General features: G+C 43.2%; 15 protein-coding genes. 11 read left to right on the forward strand and 4 right to left on the reverse strand.

Features of this window, described 5'->3' with window-relative positions; genetic code table 11:
• Positions 1-4 precede the first annotated feature (4 nt).
• Together I5907_RS13800 and I5907_RS13805 are read right to left on the reverse strand one after the other, a co-directional pair.
• Positions 5-856 carry an HAD-IIA family hydrolase gene (locus I5907_RS13800; protein WP_231402109.1) on the reverse strand — a complete coding sequence of 284 codons (852 nt, stop codon included), beginning with the start codon at positions 854-856 and terminating at the stop codon, positions 5-7.
• 154 nt (positions 857-1,010) lie between these two features.
• Positions 1,011-2,066 carry a hypothetical protein gene (locus I5907_RS13805; RefSeq protein WP_196991398.1) on the reverse strand — a complete coding sequence of 352 codons (1,056 nt, stop codon included), beginning with the start codon at positions 2,064-2,066 and terminating at the stop codon, positions 1,011-1,013.
• Between the two features lie 492 nt (positions 2,067-2,558).
• Here I5907_RS13805 and I5907_RS13810 point away from each other — a divergent pair, with 492 nt between their 5' ends.
• Positions 2,559-4,145 carry a peptide chain release factor 3 gene (locus I5907_RS13810; RefSeq protein ID WP_196991399.1) on the forward strand — a complete coding sequence of 529 codons (1,587 nt, stop codon included), beginning with the start codon at positions 2,559-2,561 and terminating at the stop codon, positions 4,143-4,145.
• Positions 4,146-4,243: 98 nt separating this feature from the next.
• Here I5907_RS13810 and purB read toward each other — a convergent pair whose 3' ends face one another.
• Positions 4,244-5,590: an adenylosuccinate lyase gene (gene purB, locus I5907_RS13815; RefSeq protein ID WP_196991400.1), complete on the reverse strand. Its 1,347-nt coding sequence runs from the start codon at positions 5,588-5,590 to the stop codon at positions 4,244-4,246.
• Positions 5,591-5,922: 332 nt separating this feature from the next.
• Here purB and I5907_RS13820 point away from each other — a divergent pair, with 332 nt between their 5' ends.
• The 7 genes from I5907_RS13820 to hisB all read left to right on the forward strand — a co-directional run bounded on the left by I5907_RS13820 (position 5,923) and on the right by hisB (position 13,507).
• Positions 5,923-6,681: a menaquinone biosynthetic enzyme MqnA/MqnD family protein gene (locus I5907_RS13820; protein WP_231402110.1), complete on the forward strand. Its 759-nt coding sequence runs from the start codon at positions 5,923-5,925 to the stop codon at positions 6,679-6,681.
• Between the two features lie 287 nt (positions 6,682-6,968).
• Positions 6,969-7,859 (forward strand): ATP phosphoribosyltransferase, encoded by an 891-nt coding sequence (hisG, locus tag I5907_RS13825; protein ID WP_196991401.1) that lies wholly within the window; start codon positions 6,969-6,971, stop codon positions 7,857-7,859.
• 10 nt (positions 7,860-7,869) lie between these two features.
• On the forward strand, positions 7,870-9,156 hold the full coding sequence (gene hisD, locus I5907_RS13830; protein WP_196991402.1) for a histidinol dehydrogenase: 1,287 nt from the start codon (positions 7,870-7,872) through the stop codon (positions 9,154-9,156).
• A gap of 272 nt (positions 9,157-9,428) precedes the next feature.
• Complete coding sequence (hisC, locus tag I5907_RS13835) at positions 9,429-10,490, forward strand: histidinol-phosphate transaminase (protein WP_196991403.1); 1,062 nt, start codon at positions 9,429-9,431, stop codon at positions 10,488-10,490.
• Between the two features lie 9 nt (positions 10,491-10,499).
• Positions 10,500-11,768 carry a PQQ-dependent sugar dehydrogenase gene (locus tag I5907_RS13840; protein WP_196991404.1) on the forward strand — a complete coding sequence of 423 codons (1,269 nt, stop codon included), beginning with the start codon at positions 10,500-10,502 and terminating at the stop codon, positions 11,766-11,768.
• Positions 11,769-11,770: 2 nt separating this feature from the next.
• On the forward strand, positions 11,771-12,181 hold the full coding sequence (locus I5907_RS13845) for a c-type cytochrome (RefSeq protein ID WP_196991405.1): 411 nt from the start codon (positions 11,771-11,773) through the stop codon (positions 12,179-12,181).
• Positions 12,182-12,334: 153 nt separating this feature from the next.
• The gene (hisB, locus tag I5907_RS13850; protein ID WP_196991406.1) at positions 12,335-13,507 is read left to right on the forward strand and encodes a bifunctional histidinol-phosphatase/imidazoleglycerol-phosphate dehydratase HisB; all 1,173 of its coding nucleotides are present in this window, start codon (positions 12,335-12,337) and stop codon (positions 13,505-13,507) included.
• A 33-nt stretch (positions 13,508-13,540) separates the two neighbouring features.
• Here hisB and I5907_RS13855 read toward each other — a convergent pair whose 3' ends face one another.
• Entirely contained in the window at positions 13,541-13,870 is a 330-nt protein-coding gene (locus I5907_RS13855) for a tRNA-binding protein (protein ID WP_196991407.1), read from the reverse strand.
• A gap of 78 nt (positions 13,871-13,948) precedes the next feature.
• Between I5907_RS13855 and I5907_RS13860 the strand changes: the two genes are divergently transcribed.
• The 3 genes from I5907_RS13860 (at position 13,949) to I5907_RS13870 (ending at position 20,318) form a co-directional block, all read left to right on the forward strand.
• Complete coding sequence (locus tag I5907_RS13860; RefSeq protein ID WP_196991408.1) at positions 13,949-14,338, forward strand: hypothetical protein; 390 nt, start codon at positions 13,949-13,951, stop codon at positions 14,336-14,338.
• A gap of 480 nt (positions 14,339-14,818) precedes the next feature.
• Positions 14,819-19,177, forward strand: coding sequence for a CusA/CzcA family heavy metal efflux RND transporter (locus I5907_RS13865; protein ID WP_196991409.1), 4,359 nt, complete (start codon positions 14,819-14,821; stop codon positions 19,175-19,177).
• 1 nt (position 19,178) lies between these two features.
• Entirely contained in the window at positions 19,179-20,318 is a 1,140-nt protein-coding gene (locus I5907_RS13870) for an efflux RND transporter periplasmic adaptor subunit (protein ID WP_196991410.1), read from the forward strand.
• The last annotated feature ends 59 nt before the right edge of the window (positions 20,319-20,377 follow it).

The raw sequence follows: 20,377 nt of genomic DNA on the forward strand, positions 1-20,377 counted from the left end.
TCAGTTACACCACTGCGCTTTCACATACATAAGTTGGCAATATACCAGTAGATCGTATCCTGGTTTCAGCATCGTCAGGCAATGTGTTGCCCGATAATACAAGCACGGTGTCGAGTCCAAATTTATTACCACCGATAATATCTGTATGCAGTGTATCGCCCACCATTAATATTTCACGCTTGCTTACGCTCATACGTTCACGTATAAGGTCGTAAGCAAACATAAAGATCTGCGAATCTGGTTTGCCAAAACGCAGGAAACGCTTACCCACAATGCTTTCAATCATTGTGGCAATACCACCAATGGCAATAGACACTTCATTGCTGCCGCTCAGCGGATAGATGTTATCTGTATTTGCCACAATTGCAGGAATGGTTTTTTTGCGCAGAATGTTTACTGTTTTGTTCAGGTCATCAAACCAGTTATAGCCTTCATCATCAAGCAGCACAAGTGCGCTTACGTTATGCATATTTTGCTGGTTAATGGCGCTAACCGGCAGCGTATGCAATCCTGAACTATCAATGTAATGCGCTGAATTTTGCGTGCCGAGGTAAGCAACAATACCTTCATTAACCTTCAGGTCAAGGTATTCTTTCGCCAGCATACCAGACGAAACAATACGATCCTGGTCTATGGCATATAAACCCATTTTGTGGTAAGATTCTGCCAGTTGCTTAGGGCTGCGCGAGGCATCGTTGGTTACAATATAATATTCTTTGCCCTGGTCTGCCAGGTATGCAAAAGTTTTTTCAATACCCGGCAAAAGACCATTGTAACTTTTGAGTACACCAAAGGCGTCAAAAAAAACGATCCTGTATTTATCTACAACAGATTTAAAATCCTGTACCTGCAACATGTTGTTATTTTTTATGAACCCGGCTTTATAACAATGATTAAGCTTTTGTTGCGTCGCACTCTTGTACTACATCACATTGGGCAACATGATACTGCATAGCTTGCAACGCAGCATAAATAAAGGAAAATACTGATCGACAAAACACATTGCACAACTATTTCTTTTTTGTTTCTTTTATTTTAAGCGCACTGATCAGTTTTTCAGCATCAAAATCTCTGTCAACAGAAGGAAGATAAATATCATACGCTTCTGCCCTTAATTTTTTCGCATACTGATCGCTGAAGAAATAAGATCCGTCCTTGATCACGTAATTTAATATAAAGAAGCGATAACCTTCTTTCAAAAATCTCAGTTCATCTGCAGTCAGTGGATTTACTTCATGGTATGCTTCCAGGAACATGATGAACCTGTCTTCCATCATAGGGTTTATGATATAACTGAAAACAGTCTTGTCACCAACATTTGAAACAACACGGCTGAAAAAATAAAAATCCATCATGCGGCTGCTCATGCGAAACCAGTCATAATCCCAGCGGGAATAAAGTTCCTGCTTGTTGCTTACAGAGAAGTTACCTATGTTCCAGTCTATAAATACAGGTATTGTTTCAAATGCGGCGGCATTTGTCTTCAACCTGTTTTTCAAAAAAAGGTTGCAATGGTATTTGATCATATCTGCCTGTGCCCTTGTACCAAACCTGCTTTCATCTTCTTCCACGCGTTCCAGCAGGGTGTAAATATCTGTACGCAATGTTTTGGAAGATTTTGGCAGCACATTTTTTACTTTGGAGCAGGCTTTATGAAATTTGCCGATCTGCTGACCAAACTTCCTGATGTGCGATTCTTCCAGCCTTCTTGGCAACCGTTGCATTACCCGCACAGGGTTATAAAAGATCACCCAGGCGTCATTCTTACCATGTTTGTAATGGTAGGTGTACACACGGTTATTTTTCAATAATGACTTGGCCAGTAAATTTTCAAACGGATAAAGCAGGTTATTAGAGAGTGCATGAATGATGCGGTGATCTTCTTTAAAATGCTCGTATTTGCCGAAGTAGGAAAATTTGGCTATAATGATATCTTCATCTTCAAATGTTATACGAAATACGTGATTGGTAGAAACCCTTGCACTTATATCTTCAATCTTGCTGATCTTTTTGGTAGGATCGTAGCCTTCCCAGGCTTTTTTTATTATCCTTGAGTGGTCTATCATATGATTTAATTCATGTATGGCTTAAGCGGGTGCAAATGTAATCATTAAACATCTATGATTTGTGTCATGGTAACGATGTTAATGACTGGTTAACACAACTGCTGGTAACCGTTTACGTTTGTAAGGCAGGTAAACGTAAAACCGGCAACTTTTATTTGTACATGCGCAAAAAACGAATGCATATGTGCAGCGGCCTTTTTGATTTTGTGCAACGATGGTTGGAGGCCGGTTGCAGAAACACAACGCCACAGCTGCCATAAAAAACGGAACGCACAAGTGAGTGACACAACCGGCGATGCCATAAAAAACCGGTGCCCGAATAATCATTCATGCCAGGTGTAGCGCAGAAATGCGGCCTTGAAACAAACAACCACGAAACGTTAATGCAGCTAAAGACTGCCTTATACAAAATAGATAACAGATTAAGCTTTCAGGGCATCTGTACCTGTTGCCACCCTTATAAGTTCCAAATCCTTACTTTTGCGCCCGATTATGAAGTACGAAAAAGAGATCAGCCGCCGCAAAACTTTTGCAATTATTTCTCACCCGGATGCCGGTAAAACCACGCTTACAGAAAAGTTCCTCTTGTTTGGGGGCGCTATTCAAACTGCGGGTGCAGTAAAGAGCAATAAAATAAAGAAGCATGCAACCAGCGACTTTATGGATATTGAAAGGCAGCGCGGCATCTCTGTTGCTACGAGTGTTATGACCTTTGAATACAAAGATTTCCTGATCAATTTGCTTGATACGCCCGGCCACAAAGACTTTGCGGAAGATACCTACAGAACGTTGACCGCAGTTGACAGTGTAGTGCTGGTGGTAGACAGTGTAAACGGGGTAGAGGCCCAGACACGCCGGCTGATGGAAGTTTGCCGTATGAGAGATACGCCGGTAATTGTCTTTATTAATAAGATGGACCGTGATGGTAAGAACCGTTTTGACCTGTTGGAGGAAATTGAAAAAGAACTGAAGATATCGCTGCACCCGATGACATGGCCCATCAACAGCGGTAAAGATTTTAAAGGCGTATATAATCTTGACGATAAAAGCCTGCGACTTTTCACGGCCAATACAAAGGCAGATGACGAAGATGTAATTGCCATCAGCGATCTTGCTGATGCTACACTGGATGCCAGAATAGGCGACCGCGATGCAGCACAACTGCGCGAAGATGTTGAACTGATTGATGGCGTTTACGGCCAACTGAACTCAGCCGATTACCTGGATGGTAAAATAGCACCCGTATTTTTTGGCAGTGCTGTTAACAACTTTGGCGTAAAAGAAATGCTTGATACATTTATTCGTATTGCACCAACGCCACGCGACAGGGAAACAACCAGGCGTGAAATTGCTGCGGGTGAAGACAAATTCAGCGGCTTTGTTTTTAAAATACACGCCAACTTAGACCCCAAGCACCGCGATAGGATTGCTTTTCTGCGTGTGTGCAGCGGCAAATTTGAACGCAACAGGTATTACCACCATGTACGGCTGGATAAAGATTTTCGTTTCAGTAATCCATATACGTTTATGGCACGCAGTAAGGATGTGATTGAAGATGCCTTTCCCGGAGATGTGGTAGGTTTATTTGATACGGGCAACTTTAAAATTGGTGACACACTTACGGAAGGCGAAGATTTTTATTTTACGGGTATTCCATCTTTCTCACCGGAAATATTTAAAGAACTGGTGAACAAAGACCCGATGAAGACCAAACAACTGGAGAAAGGAATACGCCAGCTGACAGATGAAGGCGTTGCGCAGTTGTTTACGCAGTTTGGCGGAACGAAGAAAATAATTGGTTGTGTAGGAGAGTTACAGTTTGAAGTAATACAATACCGTTTATTACATGAGTATAGTGCAGCCTGCGAATTCAGGGCATTACCTTTTTATAAAGCCTGCTGGCTTACCAGCAATGATCAAAAAAAGCTGGATGATTTTCTGCGTTTCAAACAAACAAATTCCGGTGAGGACAAAGATGGTCACCCGGTTTACCTGGCGCAAAGTGAATGGTTTTTGAATACGGAAATACAGAATAATCCTGATATTCAGTTTCACTTTACCAGTGAGATACATAAGTAACCAGAACCTGTGACAACCCTTCCGAACCTTACAGTTTAGTGCCAGGGATTATAAGTTGGGCTTATTCGCAGCGGACTAGCAACCTTCGCCTTTTTATTTTAATACCCCGGGTTCACACCGGTATAATTGTGTGGTGTAATAGCTTTCAGTTCCTGCTTTATTGCTGTACTTACTTTAAGTGAAGAAATGAAACTATGAATATCCTGTTTGGTGATGGCGGACTTCCCTCTTGTAAGTTCTTTCAGCGCCTCGTAAGGGTTCGGGTATTGCTCCCTGCGAAGAATGGTTTGTATGGCTTCTGCAACAACCGCCCAGTTATTTTCAAGGTCATCTTTCAGTTTTGCTTCATGTAATACCAGTTTGCTTAGACCTTTTTCAAGAGATTTTATTGCAATTACCGTATGTGCCACAGGTACGCCAAGATTTCTAAGTACAGTTGAATCGGTAAGATCCCGCTGCAGCCTTGAGACAGGTAGTTTGGCCGAAAGATGCTCCAGCAGTGCATTTGCCATACCCAGGTTGCCTTCCGCATTTTCGAAATCTATCGGGTTAACCTTGTGCGGCATAGCGCTTGAGCCAACTTCTCCTTTTTTTACTTTTTGCTTGAAATAGTCCATGCTGATGTATGTCCATATATCGCGGCAAAGATCAACCAGTATATTGTTGATGCGTTTAAGTGCATCGAAATGTGCAGCCAGGTTATCGTAGTGCTCAATCTGCGTGGTAAACTGCATGCGTTGCAACCCCAATACATTTTCTACAAATTCATTACCGAGTGCTACCCAGTCTTTCTTAGGGTATGCAATTTTATGGGCATTAAAGTTGCCGGTGGCACCGCCAAATTTTGCGGCATATGGTATATAAGAAAAAAGCTGTACCTGGTTTTCCAGCCGCTCTACAAAAACCATCAACTCTTTGCCCAGTTTGGTTGGCGATGCAGGCTGGCCGTGTGTTCTGGCAAGCATAGAAACGTCTTTCCATTGCTTTGCAAGCGTAAGTAAATTCGATTGCAGGTTTATTAGCATGGGCAGGTAATCATGCTCCATGCAGTTTTTCCAGCTGAGAGGTATAGAAGTATTGTTGATGTCCTGAGATGTAAGGCCGAAATGTATCCACTCTTTGGCCTCTGCAGCCTGCGCTTTATCAAGCTGTTCTTTCAGAAAGTATTCAACGGCTTTTACATCGTGGTTGGTTACACGTTCAATGTCTTTTATCTGCTGAGCATCATCAATGGAAAATTCTGCTGCCACTTTACGCAAATGCTGGCGTGCTTTTACATTGAGCCTGAAAAATTTCTTATCGGCAAGAAAAAGAAAGTATTCAATTTCTACAATTACACGGTATTTCATTAAAGCGTATTCTGAAAAATATTCGCCGAGGTGTGCAACCTGTTTGCGGTAGCGACCATCGACAGGAGAAATGGCAGTAAGGTTTGTAAGCTCCATTGAAGTTTGTTGTTTCCAGTTGCGGGGTTTCGCTTGCCCGTTTGCAGTAACTGGTAACTGGTAACCGGTGTGGTTACATTTTTGTAATGCTGATTTAATTATGTTGCAGGCTTTCTGTTCTTTGGTCATCGCCTGTTGTGTCACTCACTTGTACATTCGGAAGAAGAATCAACAAAGCAGCACGCAAAGGGTACAGGCATTACTATGCATTGCTGGCTGTTTATTGTTCATTTATATTCAACAGTACAAGAGTGCGACGCAAGGGACGATGCCATTCCACACAAAAGCCGGGTTCATAAAAATCCCTTTATTTTGCGGCAAAAATAATTGAATTGAAGAAGATTAAAGTAGGTGCGGTAAGTTATTTGAATACAAAACCTTTATTATATGGCATAAAACGCAGCCCTGCGTTAATGCAGATGATAGACCTTATTGAAGATTACCCGGCAAACATTGCGGCAAGGCTGGCAGCAGGAACAATAGATATAGGGTTAGCGCCGGTGGCCGTTATTCCTAAACTGAACGAATGGCATATTGTAAGCGATTATTGTATCAGCGCAGAAAATGACGTTGCCAGTGTTTGTCTTTTTAGTGATGTAGCGGTTGATAAAATAGAAAAAGTATTACTCGATTACCAGAGCAGAACATCTGTCAACCTCTGCAAAATATTGCTCAAACATTACTGGCATATAAACCCTGTACAGGAGGAAGCGAAGGAGCATTACATTAATGCCATAAAGGGCACCACTGCCGGCGTTGTAATAGGAGACAGGGCGTTGAAACAACGTGCAAATTCTGCATATATCTACGATCTTGCGGGTGCCTGGAAAAATATGACCGGCCTGCCTTTTGTATTTGCAGCATGGATTGCTAACAGCCAATTGCCGCAGGATTTTATTACGCTCTTTAATGAAGCCAATGCGCTGGGTTTACAGCACCTGGATGAAGTGATTGCTGAAAACCCTTATACAGCCTACGATCTGCACACTTATTATACTGCTAACATCAGCTACACACTTACTGCGCAAAAAATAGAAGGTATGAACAGGTTTCTCGATTACCTGCGTACAGCCAGTGCCGCGCTTGTGTAATGATATTGTTTAGTCATTGTTGGTTATGCTTAGATTTTGTCAACAATTATTTAATATTTAATAAAATTTGTTCAATTAAAATACAGGCTTATTTTTGCGCAACATTTGAAACAATGAGATTATATCTGCACATACATCATCATCATACCTTGCCAGCGCGGTAAGCCGGTGTTGTTTGTGTGTACACATGATAAAACAGGAAGGGCTTACTAAACGGTAAGCCTTTTTTTATGCTCTTTGCTCAGGTGGTAACTAAACAAAACAGGTACGATTTACAACAGGTTTATATGAAATCAACTAGCAACTTTTCTTTGGAAACCGGCGACAGGCTTAAGATAGCAATTCAAAAATCAGGCAGGCTGCACGATGATTCTATGAGGCTGCTGAAAGAGTGTGGCATAGATGTAAGCAATGGCGTAAACAAACTAAAAAGCGAGGCAAGTAATTTTCCGCTGGAAGTATATTTTCTCCGCGATGATGACATTCCGCAATACGTGGAAGATGCGGTGGCCGACATTGGTTTTGTGGGGGAGAATGTTGTGTATGAAAAAGAGAAAGCTGTGGATGTGGTGGAAAAACTTGGCTTTGGAAAATGTAGGTTATCTATTGCAGTAAGGAGGGAGGAAGCTTATGATAAAGTTGCCTCGCTCAATGGAAAACGTATTGCCACCAGCTACCCGGTACTGGTAAAAAAATTTCTTGACAGCAACAACATCACCGCAGAAATTCATGAGATAAGCGGCAGCGTAGAAATAGCGCCGGGTATAGGTTTGGCAGATGCTATATGCGATCTTGTAAGCAGTGGCTCTACTTTGTTTATGAATGGTTTAAAGGAAAGTGAGACCATTCTGCAGTCGCAGGCTGTATTGATAAAAAGCAAGACGCTTGCGCCTGCAAAGCAGTTACTGCTGAACAAGCTTTTGTTCAGGATACAATCTGTAAAAAAGGCCCGGAACAATAAATATGTTTTGTTGAATGCACCGAACGACAATTTACAGCAGATCATTTCACTTTTACCAGGTATGAAAAGCCCAACGGTATTGCCATTGGCTGAAGAAGGCTGGAGTAGTGTACACAGTGTAATAAGTGAAAATGAGTTTTGGGATATTATTGAAAAACTGCGCGATGCAGGCGCACAGGGTATTCTTGTGGTGCCAATAGAAAAAATGATCATCTAATTACACATTTATGCAGGTAATTATCAATCCTCACCGGGAAACATGGGCAGACATTTTACAAAGACCGGCGATAGACAACAGCGAACTGATGGAAAAAGTACAGGCTGTTTTGGAAGATGTAAAAGCAAATGGTAACCGTGCGGTAAAAAAATACACCATCGATTTCGATAAGGTAATGCTGAACCACTTTGCGGTTACTACAGAAGAAATTGAAGAAGCTGCAGATAATTTAACACCTGCACTCAAAGAAGCCATGAGACAGGCTGCCGCCAATATACAGGCTTTTCATAGCAGGCAGGTAACCGAACCTGAAATGATTGAAACGATGCCGGGTATTCATTGCTGGCGCAAAAGCACAGGTATAGAAAAAGTGGGGCTGTATATACCCGGTGGCACGGCCCCGCTGTTCTCTACAATATTAATGCTGGCGATACCTGCTCACATTGCAGGTTGTAAGGAAATTGTGTTGTGCACGCCGCCTGCAAAAGATGGCAGGCTGCCTGCAGCTATTCTTTATGCAGCGCACATTACCGGCGTTACCAAAGTTTTTAAAATTGGCGGGGTGCAGGCTATTGCTGCGATGGCTTACGGCACGGAAACAGTGCCGCAGGTATACAAGATTTTTGGCCCGGGCAACCAGTATGTAACCTGTGCCAAACAACTGGTGCAGCAAGAAGGCATTGCCATTGATATGCCTGCAGGCCCCAGCGAAGTGTGTGTGTGGGCTGATGATACTGCCGATGCCGCATTTGTTGCCGCAGATCTTTTGTCGCAGGCAGAGCACGGTGCAGACAGCCAGGTATTGCTTGTTTGCAACAAAGCTGCCATTGCGAATAATGTTATTGCGGCAATGGAGGAGCAGCTAAAAATACTTCCCAGGCAGCAGTTTGCCGTGAAAGCTCTTGCAAACAGCAAGATCATTGTACTTGACAATACGGGAGATGCAATAGAGCTCATTAACCGTTATGCGCCGGAACACCTGATCATTTCCTGCGCCAACGACACACAGCTTGCAGAAAACATTACCAACGCAGGTTCGGTGTTTTTGGGTAACTATTCACCGGAGAGTGTGGGCGATTATGCCAGCGGTACCAATCATACGTTGCCAACAAACGGTTTTGCCCGTGCTTACAGTGGTGTAAGCGTTGACAGTTTTGTAAAAAAGATCACTTTTCAAAAACTTAGCTGGCAGGGCTTGCAGCATATCGCGCCAACGGTGATTGCTATGGCCGAAGCAGAGGGCCTGGATGCACATGCCAATGCGGTGAAAGTGAGGCTGGGGAAAGGTGAGGGGTGAATGGTGAAGGGTAGATCGTGAAACGTGAGACGGTAGACGTGAGAAGGGGGAGTTATAACCATTACCAGCTACTTTCCACTAACCAACGATTACTTATCTCTTAAAACTTATTACTTAAAACTTATCACTTAAAACTTATCACTTACAACGTACTACTCACCACTTACTACTTAACCGCTGATCCCGTGCTCAATAAAGTGCTGAACGTACAAGTGAGTGACACAACAGAAGCCTCATAGTAATACTAAAGCTGATAACACAATTATAATAACATGTTCGATTTAAATAACCTGGTAAGAGCAAACATTCAGAAGCTGGTTCCTTATTCCTCTGCACGCGACGAATTTAGCGGCGAAGCAAAAGTTTTTTTAGATGCAAACGAAAACAGTCTTGGTTCACCGTTATCCAAATGGTACAACCGCTACCCCGATCCACACCAGCATAAAGTAAAAGATGCCATTTCAACAGTAAAGGGCATAGCGCCTGAGCACATTTTCCTGGGCAATGGCAGTGATGAATGCATTGATTTATTGTACCGTTGTTTTTGTAATCCCAGTACAGACAATGTCGTTATTTGTCCACCTACTTACGGCATGTACGAGGTAAGTGCCAACATCAACGACATAGAAGTGAGAAAAGCTTTACTCACCGAAGACTTTCAACTGGATCTTGTTCATCTCGAAAACCTGATTGACGAAAAAACAAAACTGGTATGGATATGCTCACCTAACAACCCTACCGGCAACTCGCTCAACAGGAACGATATTGAGATGCTGCTCAACAATTTCGACGGACTGGTTGTAGTAGACGAGGCATACATTAACTTTTCCAAACAAAAATCGTTTATACAGGAGCTGGCAGAATACCCGAATCTTGTGGTGATGCAGACTTTCAGCAAAGCCTGGGGCCTTGCCGCATTAAGGCTGGGCATGGCTTTTGCGTCAACTGAGATCATCAACATTTTAAATAAAGTAAAACCACCTTACAATATCAACCAGGCTACCCAGGAACTCGCATTAAAAGCGCTGGAAGAAGTGGGCCAGGTAAACGATATGATTCACCTGCTGGTAGACATGCGCAATGCACTTAGCGAAGTGTTTGAGCAAATGCCCACCGTAGAAAAGGTGTACCCTTCAGATGCAAACTTTATCCTGGTGAAAATACAAAACGCACGAAAAGTGTACGCGTTTCTGCTTACGAAAGGCATTGTGGTAAGAGACAGGAGCAATGTAAAACTATGCGATGATTGTTTACGCATTACCATTGGAACGGAAGAGGAAAACACCGCACTCGTTGATGCAATACAGGACTGGCTTTTGAAACAGGATAAATAAATTATACATATGAAAAGAACATTGTTATGCATTATTGGTATTGCAGCAGGTATTGTTGCTTTTGCCAGCAATGAGAAAGACACCACGAAACAAGCAGCAGATGAAACAGCCATCAAACTGCCTCAGGGATTTATAATAAGCGAAGTGGCTACCGGTTTAAAAGAACCAAGGCATATTGCAGTAAATGCAAACGGCAGTATGTTCGTTAAACTCGGCAACCTTATGGACGGTAAAGGAAACCTGTTGTTGCAGGATGAAAACAAAGATGGCAAATACGATAAACAGACTGGTTTTGGTGCGTATACCGGTACAGGTATGTTTATAAAAGATGGCTTTCTCTATGCATCATCAGACACAGAGGTGTTTCGTTACAAGCTGGATGATAAAGGAAACATAGCAAACGATGTAAGGCCGGAGACGATTATTACCGGCCTTATAGACAGGCGCCAGCACTCATCCAAATCGATTGTGCTGGATAATGCCGGTAACATTTACGTAAACATTGGCGCCTACTCCAATTCCTGCCAGGAAAAAGACCGCGCAAGAGGTGCAAAGGGTATGCAACCTTGCCCCATACTCGATTCCGCAGGCGGTATATGGCAGTTTAATGCAGCAAAAACAAACCAGACGTATAAAGATGGTGTACGTTACGCCACCGGTTTGCGCAATGTAGTGGGGCTCGACTGGAACAACAGTACCAACGGCCTTTTTGTAATGCAGCATGGCAGGGATGGTTTGCACGACCTCTTTCCTGATATGTACGACACCAAACAAAGTGCAGAATTACCTGCAGAATGCATGTACCAGTTGAACAAAGGCGATAATGCAGGCTGGCCTTATATTTACTATGATCAGTTGCAGCATAAAAAAATACTTGCACCCGAGTATGGCGGCGATGGTAAGAAAGAAGGCGATGCGACTATCATCAATCCTGTTGTAGCATTTCCGGGGCACATGGCACCTAACGGTTTACTGTTTTACACGGGCAATATGTTTCCTGAAAAATATAAGAATGGAGCCTTCATCGCTTTTCACGGATCGTGGAACCGGGCACCCGAACCTCAGAAAGGATATTTTGTTGCCTTTGTGCCATTTAAAGATGGAAAGCCAAATGGCGATTGGGAAATCTTTGCAGACAATTTTGCCGGCGGCCCCGAATTTGTATCGCCCGGTAAAGCAAAACACCGTCCTACAGGTTTGGCACAGGGTCCTGATGGAGCCTTGTATGTATCAGATGATAAAGGAGGTGTAATTTACAAGATCACGTATAAGCAATAAGCATGAAAAAAGTAACAACGACCATTTTTGTTCTAACAGCAATAACATTGTTCAGTTTCACGAAACCCGCGCCACCACAGGATTCCAAAACACGCGGTAAAGCATTGTACGAAACTTACTGCCTTACCTGTCACCAGGACGATGGCAGCGGCGTACCAAAACTTAACCCGCCATTATCAAAAACCACATGGGTAAACGGCGACAAGAAAAAACTGATCAAATGGGTGTTAAGCGGCAGTACAGATAAAGTGCCGATTGATGGTGTAACGTACGATAACAACATGCCTCCGCAGGATTACCTGAAAGACGAAGAAATAGCAGATGTACTTACATACGTTCGAAGCAGTTTTGGAAACAAGTCATCCGCGGTTACACCTGCAGAAGTAAAAGCAGTGCGTGCAACAATAAAGTAAATTTATGGGCCGGGCTGTTGCATAAGCATTGGGCGTCCGTTGCGTCGCACACTTGTACGGCATCTCTTTATGCAACAGTTCCGGGTCTGTTGCCGTATTGTTTTTCAGCCACAACTTTTTTAAACGATCAAACATTAATAAACAACCATTGTAATGAGCCAGATTGCTGATTCAACACAGGGCAGCGGTAAGCGTGTATTATTTATCGACAGGGACGGAACACTGATCAAAGAAGCACCACCCACGTACCAGATAGATAGCTGGGATAAGCTGGAGTTTTATCCTGATGCTTTTAAATACATGAGCCGTATTGCTGCGGAACTGGAGTATGAGTTGGTAATGGTCAGCAACCAGGATGGTCTTGGTACAGAAAGCTTTCCTGAAAATACTTTCTGGCCTTTGCAGGACTTTGTACAAAAGACTTTCGAAAACGAAGGCGTACATTTTGCTGCGTTCTTTTTCGATAAAACATTTGCAGCAGAAAATGCACCAACACGCAAACCCAACACGGGTATGCTTACTGCTTACATCGATAACCCGGCGTATGATATTGCCGGTTCTTTTGTAATAGGTGATCGAATTACCGATGTACAACTGGCCAAAAATCTGGGATGCAAAGCAATCTGGTTAAACAACGATCCCCATCTTGGCGGTGCAGAAATAAGTGATTCTGTAAAATCACTGGCAGAAGTTATTGCGCTGGAAAGCATACACTGGAAAGATATCTACGAGTTCCTTAAACTGGGCCTCAGAAAAGTAACACACGAAAGAAACACGAACGAAACAAAAATCCATATTGAACTCAACCTGGACGGTAGTGGAAAAGCAACTGTTGATACCGGCCTGGGTTTCTTCGATCATATGCTCGACCAGATTGCGCGGCATGGTAAAATGGATCTCACCGTTATTACCAAAGGTGATCTGCATATAGATGAACATCATACCATAGAAGATACCGGTATTGCATTGGGTGAAGCATTTGCAAAAGCTTTGGTTGACAAAAAAGGAATGGAGCGCTATGGTTTTGCCTTACCAATGGATGAGGCCGAAGCAAAAGTGCTGATCGATTTCGGGGGCAGAAACTGGATTGTTTGGAATGCTGAATTCAAAAGAGAAAAAATAGGGGAGATGCCTACAGAAATGTTCTTTCATTTCTTCAAGTCCTTCAGCGACGCAGCAAAGTGTAACCTCAATATAGCGTGCAATGGAGACAATGAACATCATAAGATCGAAGCAATATTCAAAGCCTTCGCAAAGGCTATAAAAATGGCGGTAAAGCGGGATCCACTGTCTAATTATCTGCCAAGTACAAAAGGTGTTCTATAAAGCAAAAGCCACGCCCCGCGTGGCTTTTGCATGTTATCCTATCTTCAGTCCGTTACCGGTGCTTTTTGTCGGTTGTAGCAGTACCACGTTATTGTCTTCATCATATACACCCAGCACAAGACATTCGCTTATAAAATTGGCAATCTGTTTTGGTGGAAAATTTACCACTGCAATCACCTGCCTGTTGAGTAAAGCTTCTTTAGTATAATGATGGGTTATTTGTGCAGATGACCGCTTTGTGCCAAGGGTTCCAAAATCGATCGTTAACTGGTATGCAGGTTTCCTTGCTTTTGGAAAGTCATTTACTGCAATAATGGTTCCCGTACGCATTTCTACTTTTTCAAAGTCCTCCCAGGTGATCATCTTTTTGTTTCAAACATATGTCATGTTGTTTCAAAAATCAATCGCAAATATTTTCAGGGCAGTGTTATCTTTGCACCAATGAAAAAAATGGCGGCCATACTCCTGCTTTGTTTGTATGTCTTCGGTGCTACCGATGCTTACCAACTGCTGAAGCTGCCAAAGTTTGTACAACATTATGTAGAGCACAGGCACGAAAACCCCAATCTAAGCCTGGCAGATTTTATACAGATCCACTACCAGGATCAACTTGTCATAGATGCAGATTTTCAGCAAGACATGCAACTGCCTTTTAAAACGCACAACAGCGATTGCTGTGTGGCCATGTCTATTGCAACCATTGTTCCGGCACCTATAGAAGTTAAGATCAACGCACCTGAGCAGGTAACTGTAGTGCACATCTTATTCAACGATGATGTGCCTTTGTTGCACGCCGCACCTTCTGTTTTTCAACCTCCCAAAGTGGCTTAAAATTTTTCCTTTTTTTACGGGCTTATGTACTGCTATGATGCTTTTGTTGTGTCACTCACTTGTACGTCCGGAACTTTATTGGGCATGGCGATGAGTGAATAAGTGGTAATTGGTAAGTAGTAAGTGGTAAGTAGTAAGTGGTGAGTAGTAAGTGGTGAGTAGTAAGTTGTAAGTGATAAGTTTTATGGTAAGTGGTAAGTAGTAAGTGATAAGTTATCGGTGGTAAGTGGAAAGTAGCTGGTAATAGTTAGAACTCCCCCTTCTCACGTTTACCGTCTCACGTCTACCGTCTCACTTTTCACGATCTACCTTTCACCATTGGCCATTCACCATTGACCGTCCTCCATCACCTGCATCGCTTCCCTGCTCAGTCATGCTATACAGTACAAGAGTGCGACGCAACAGGCGATGCCACAAGTACAATAGCCCGGTACATCATGTCTTTCATTGCTCATTCATCAGCGTATTTAATTTACAACAATGCTACACGCGATTATCCGCTTTTCAATAAAGAACAAACTCATTATTGGTTTGCTGGTATTGGGTTTAATCGGCTGGGGTATTTACTCGGTTACAAAACTCCCGATTGATGCAGTGCCCGATATAACCAACAACCAGGTACTGGTCATAACATCGGCACCAAGCCTTGGTGCACCGGATGTGGAAAGGTTTATTACCGTTCCTGTGGAGCAGGCCACCCGCAATGTACCCGGCATTATTGAGCAACGAAGTTTTTCCCGGTTTGGCCTTAGCCTGGTAACCATTGTATTTGAAGATGATGTAGATGTTTACTGGGCAAGGCAACAGGTAAGTGAAAGGCTTACACAGGTGCGGCAACAGATACCGGCAGGCATGGGCGAACCCGAACTGGGGCCGGTAACCACGGGGCTGGGGGAAATATTTCAATACGTGGTAAAGACCAGGCCTGGCTATGAAGGAAAATATGACCTTACCGCGCTGAGAGACATACAGGACTGGATTGTAAGAAGGCAACTGCTTGGTACGCCCGGCGTGGCAGATGTAAGCAGTTTTGGTGGCCAGGTAAAGCAATATGAAGTGGCCATTAACCCGGATAAGCTGAAGAATTTTGCATTAACAATTAGTGATGTATTTGAGTCGCTGCAGGCTAATAACCAGAATACGGGTGGTGCATATATAGAAAAAGGCCCGAATGTTTTATACATACGCAGCGAGGGTTTGGTTACCAACCTGGAAGATATTGGAAGCATAGTGGTAAAGCAGGTGCGCAGCAGCGTACCCGTACTGGTGAGGGATGTTGCAGAAGTAAAAATCGGGAGTGCTATCAGGTACGGTGCCACAGTGTTTAACGATGAAGGAGAAGTTGCAGGCGCCGTGGTAATGATGCTTAAAGGAGCCAACAGCAATGAAGTGATAAAAAGCATTAAAACGAAGATTGCCGATATTGAAAAGACGCTTCCGGAAGGAGTGGCAATAGAACCTTTTCTTGACCGGACAAAAATGGTAAATAACGCTATCTCTACCGTAGAGCAAAACCTGCTGGAAGGCGCATTGATCGTGATCTTTGTATTGGTAATGTTCCTGGGAAATCTTCGGGCAGGTTTAATTGTTGCCTCTGTTATTCCGCTGTCTATGCTGTTTGCCATAATAATGATGAATCTCTTTGGTGTAAGCGGTAACCTGATGAGCCTTGGTGCTATTGACTTTGGGTTGCTTGTAGACGGCGCTGTAATTATCGTGGAAGCTGTAATGCACAGGTTGAGCCACAGTAAAATGTATGCGCAAACAGTAAGGATAACGCAGGAGAAAATGGACGGCGAAGTGGAAACTTCTGCAGGCACCATGATGAACAGTGCCGTTTTTGGGCAGATCATTATTTTGATCGTGTACCTGCCCATACTTACACTGCAGGGCATTGAGGGGAAGATGTTTAAACCAATGGCAGAAACAGTGTCTTTTGCTATCATCGGCGCGTTTATCCTGTCTCTTACTTACGTACCCATGATCAGCACGGTGTTTATCAGTAAAAAGCTTAACCATAAAGACACGTTTGCTGACAAAATGATCAACAAAATTCAGAGTTGGTATCAGCCTGTTCTACAACGTGCATTGCGTATACCGGCAATTGTTGTTGCCATTGCCTTCACTATGTTTGCAGCGGCCGTTTTTGTAGTAACTACATTAGGGGGTGAATTTATACCGCAACTGGAAGAAGGTGATTTTGCAGTTGATACCAGGCTGTTGACCGGCTCCTCGCTTTCCCATACCATCAACACCACACAACAAACCGCAAAAGTGCTGCTGGACAAGTTTCCGGAAGTGGAAAAGATTGTAAGCAAGATCGGTTCCGGAGAAATACCAACTGATCCCATGCCATTGGAAGCCGCCGACATGATGGTCATTCTCAAAGACAAAAAGGATTGGACAAGTGCCGAAAGTTTTCCTGAACTGGCCAATAAAATGAGTGAGGCATTACAGGAAGTGCCCGGCGTTGCAACCGGCTTTCAGTTTCCTGTGCAGATGCGGTTTAATGAACTGATGACAGGCGCGAGGCAGGATGTTGTCTGTAAAATTTTTGGTGACGATCTTGATACGCTGGCCCATTATGCTGAGCAACTGGCAAAAGTGATCAACTCTGTAGAAGGAGCAAAAGACCTTTATAAAGAAACCGTAACAGGTATTCCGCAAATGGTTATTTCTTACGACAGGGAAGCTATAGCAAGGTATGGCGCCGGTATAGCAGATATCAACAATACAATACAATCTGCCTACGCCGGTGCTGTTGCAGGTCTTGTATTCGAGGCAGATAAAAGATACGACCTGGTGATACGGATGAATGAAGAACAAAAAAAGAATGCAGGTGAAATAGGTAACCTGCTGGTTGGTTTGCCCAATGGAACACAGGTGCCACTGAACCTGCTCGCGGATGTTACCATGAAAGACGGCCCCTACCAGATTCAGAGAGAAGATGCAAGAAGGAGAATCACGGTTGGCTTTAATGTACGCGGCAGAGATGTTCAAAGTATTGTTACAGAGCTGCAGGAAAAAGTTACCGCAAAAATTAATTTTCCTGTTGGTTACTACATTACCTATGGAGGGCAGTATGAGAACCTGCAACACGCCACTCAACGGTTAAGCATTGCTACGCCTGTAGCATTGTTACTAATATTCCTGATGCTCTTTTTTGCCTTCCACAGGCTTAAATACTGCCTGCTGATATTTTCTGCCATACCACTTTCTGCAATAGGTGGCGTGTTTGCTTTGTGGATAAGGGATATGCCCTTCAGTATTTCTGCAGGCATTGGTTTTATAGCACTCTTTGGTGTAGCAGTATTGAATGGCATTGTACTAATCAGCGAAATGAATCGGATTAAAGAAGAAGGTTTAACCGATATAAACAACATTATCATGCAAGCAACTAAAAACAGGTTGAGACCTGTACTGATGACTGCGGCTGTAGCATCGCTGGGCTTCCTGCCAATGGCATTAAGTAACGGGGCAGGTGCAGAAGTGCAAAGACCTTTGGCAACCGTTGTAATCGGTGGCCTGGTAACAGCGACATTGCTTACGCTTTTCGTGTTGCCATCGTTATACAAGTTATTTGAAAAAGGTTTCAACAAAAAAGCAATACTCAACAGTACAGTGTTTGTCATCGTTTTTTTAATACCATTTACAGGCCGTACACAAACCAAAGTACTTGGTCTTGGGGAAGTCATTAAGATAGCCAAAGTACAAAACCGGCAAATAGAAGTAAGTAAACTCACTGAGCAATATTACGCGGCGCTTACATCTGCTGGTATAGATGTACCAAAAACGCAATTCAACGCAGAAGTCGGCCAGGTGAACAGTAAAAACCTTGACAACAGGTTTACCCTGTTGCAGGGTTTTGCGATGCCTGCATTGTACAACCGGCAGCATGGTGTACTGGAACAGCAGTTCCGCGGGGCTCAGTTGCAGACGATGATACGTCAGACAGAAATCATTAAAATGGTAAAGCAGGTGTACCTGCAGTTACAACTGGCAGATGAAAGAGCAAAGCTGCTGCAACAAACCGACAGTATTCTATCCCGCTACCAGCAAATTGCCAAACTACGTTTTGAAAAAGGAGAGACCAATCTGCTGGAGAAAACAACGCTCGATAACCACGTGCAACAACTGCACATGCAAATGCAGATGATACAGGCCGACAAAAAAACTGCACAGGCAGAAATGGCTGTACTGCTTGATTCATCAATAGTGATTGAACCGGCAGATGTTTTAAACGAAACATTTGTATTGTTTGACAGCTCCCTCATTGCCAAACATCCTTTTCTTTATTATTACGAGCAACAACAGAAGATTGCCGGCGCCCAAACACAGTTGGAAAAAGCAAAATTACAGCCGGAATGGTTGCTTGGGTATACCAATCAATCCATCATCGGTTACCAGATGAACAAAGACAGAACGGAAACTTATTACGATGGTGGTAAAAGATTTTCAACCGTACAACTGGGGTTAGGTATTCCTATTTTTTCCAAAGCGCAAAGGGCAAGGATAAAAGCAGCACAGCAAAATGAAATCGTTTCACAGGCATCCACAGAACTGGCCAGGCAGCAGCTTGAGCTGAACCTGCAAAGGCAATGGAACGAATATGTAAAATACCAGCAGGTTATCCTGTATTACAAAACCAGCGCATTATCGCAGGCACAGGTAATTATTAAAACAGCAAACCTCAACTACAAAAATGGTGAGATCAACTATATCGAATGGGGAACACTCATCAGCAACGCAATCAATGTGCAAACGCAGTACCTCGATGCACTGCAATCGCTAAATATTGCCCGCACAGAACTTGAATATTTATTACAACCAAATGAATAAAATGAATAAGCTTCTATTATACGCAGCTATAGTTGCATGGTTTGCTTCGTGCACCGCCACGCCTGATGTAAAGGAAAACAAGGCAGATACAATAAATGACAACCTTGTTGTACTGGACAGCATTCAGCTTAAAAATGCCGGCATTGTCACTGGTCAGCCACAGGTGCAGGATATACACAATACCATCAGGGTAAATGGTACAGTAGATGTACCACCCCAAAGCCTTGTATCTGTAAGTTTTCCATTGGGCGGCTACCTGAAAGCTACATCCTTACTTCCCGGTTACCCGGTGCATAAAGGCCAGGTTATAGCTACTATGGAAGACCAGTCTTATGTACAATTACAACAGGATTATCTTACAGCCAAAGCCAGGATGGAGTACCTGTCTGCAGATGTGGAGAGACAAAAAGAGTTAAGCGATGCAGACGCTACCAGCAGGAAGAATTACCAGCTTGTAGCAAGCGATTTTAAAACGCAGCAGGCTATTATCAGGTCATTGGAAGAGAAGTTGCGCATCATCAATATCAACCCGCAAACACTTACTGTTAACAGTATGTCGAGAATGGTACCAGTGTATTCACCCATCAATGGCTATGTCACACAAGTGAATGTAAACATTGGCAAGTATGTCAATCCTTCAGATGTAATGTTTGAGCTGGTAAATCCTGACGATATACATGCGGCCATCACTGTTTTTGAAAAGGATATTACCGTATTCCGCAAAGGCATGCAGGGCAAAGTTGCCCTTACCGATAAACCGGGTGAATGGTTCGATGTAGAGGTCATCCTCGTTACTAAAAACATAGATGAATCACGTGCCGGCCTGGTGCATTGCCATTTTGAAAATCCACGGCACGATTTGTTGCCCGGCATGTTTTTAACCGGTGTTTTTGAAATAGATGGCAAAGCCGCAACCGTTGTTCCTGAAGAAGCAGTGGTGCGCTATATGGGTAAACAATATGTCTTTATCGCTGAAGATTTCAACAGGTTTTTATTAACCGAAGTTCAAACCGGCGTTACAGAAAATGGTTTTGTAGAATTGCTGCAATCACCGCAAACAGATTGGATCAGAACAAACATCGTAAACAAAGGTGCCTATACACTCCTGGGTGTATTGAAAAACAAAATGGAAGATGAATAGTGTCATTCGTTAAGTAAAAAGATTACGTGGCGAGAAATGCAAAACCTTTATTGCTTTAC

The sequence above is a fragment of the Panacibacter microcysteis genome (genome assembly GCF_015831355.1).
Classification (GTDB): domain Bacteria; phylum Bacteroidota; class Bacteroidia; order Chitinophagales; family Chitinophagaceae; genus Panacibacter; species Panacibacter microcysteis.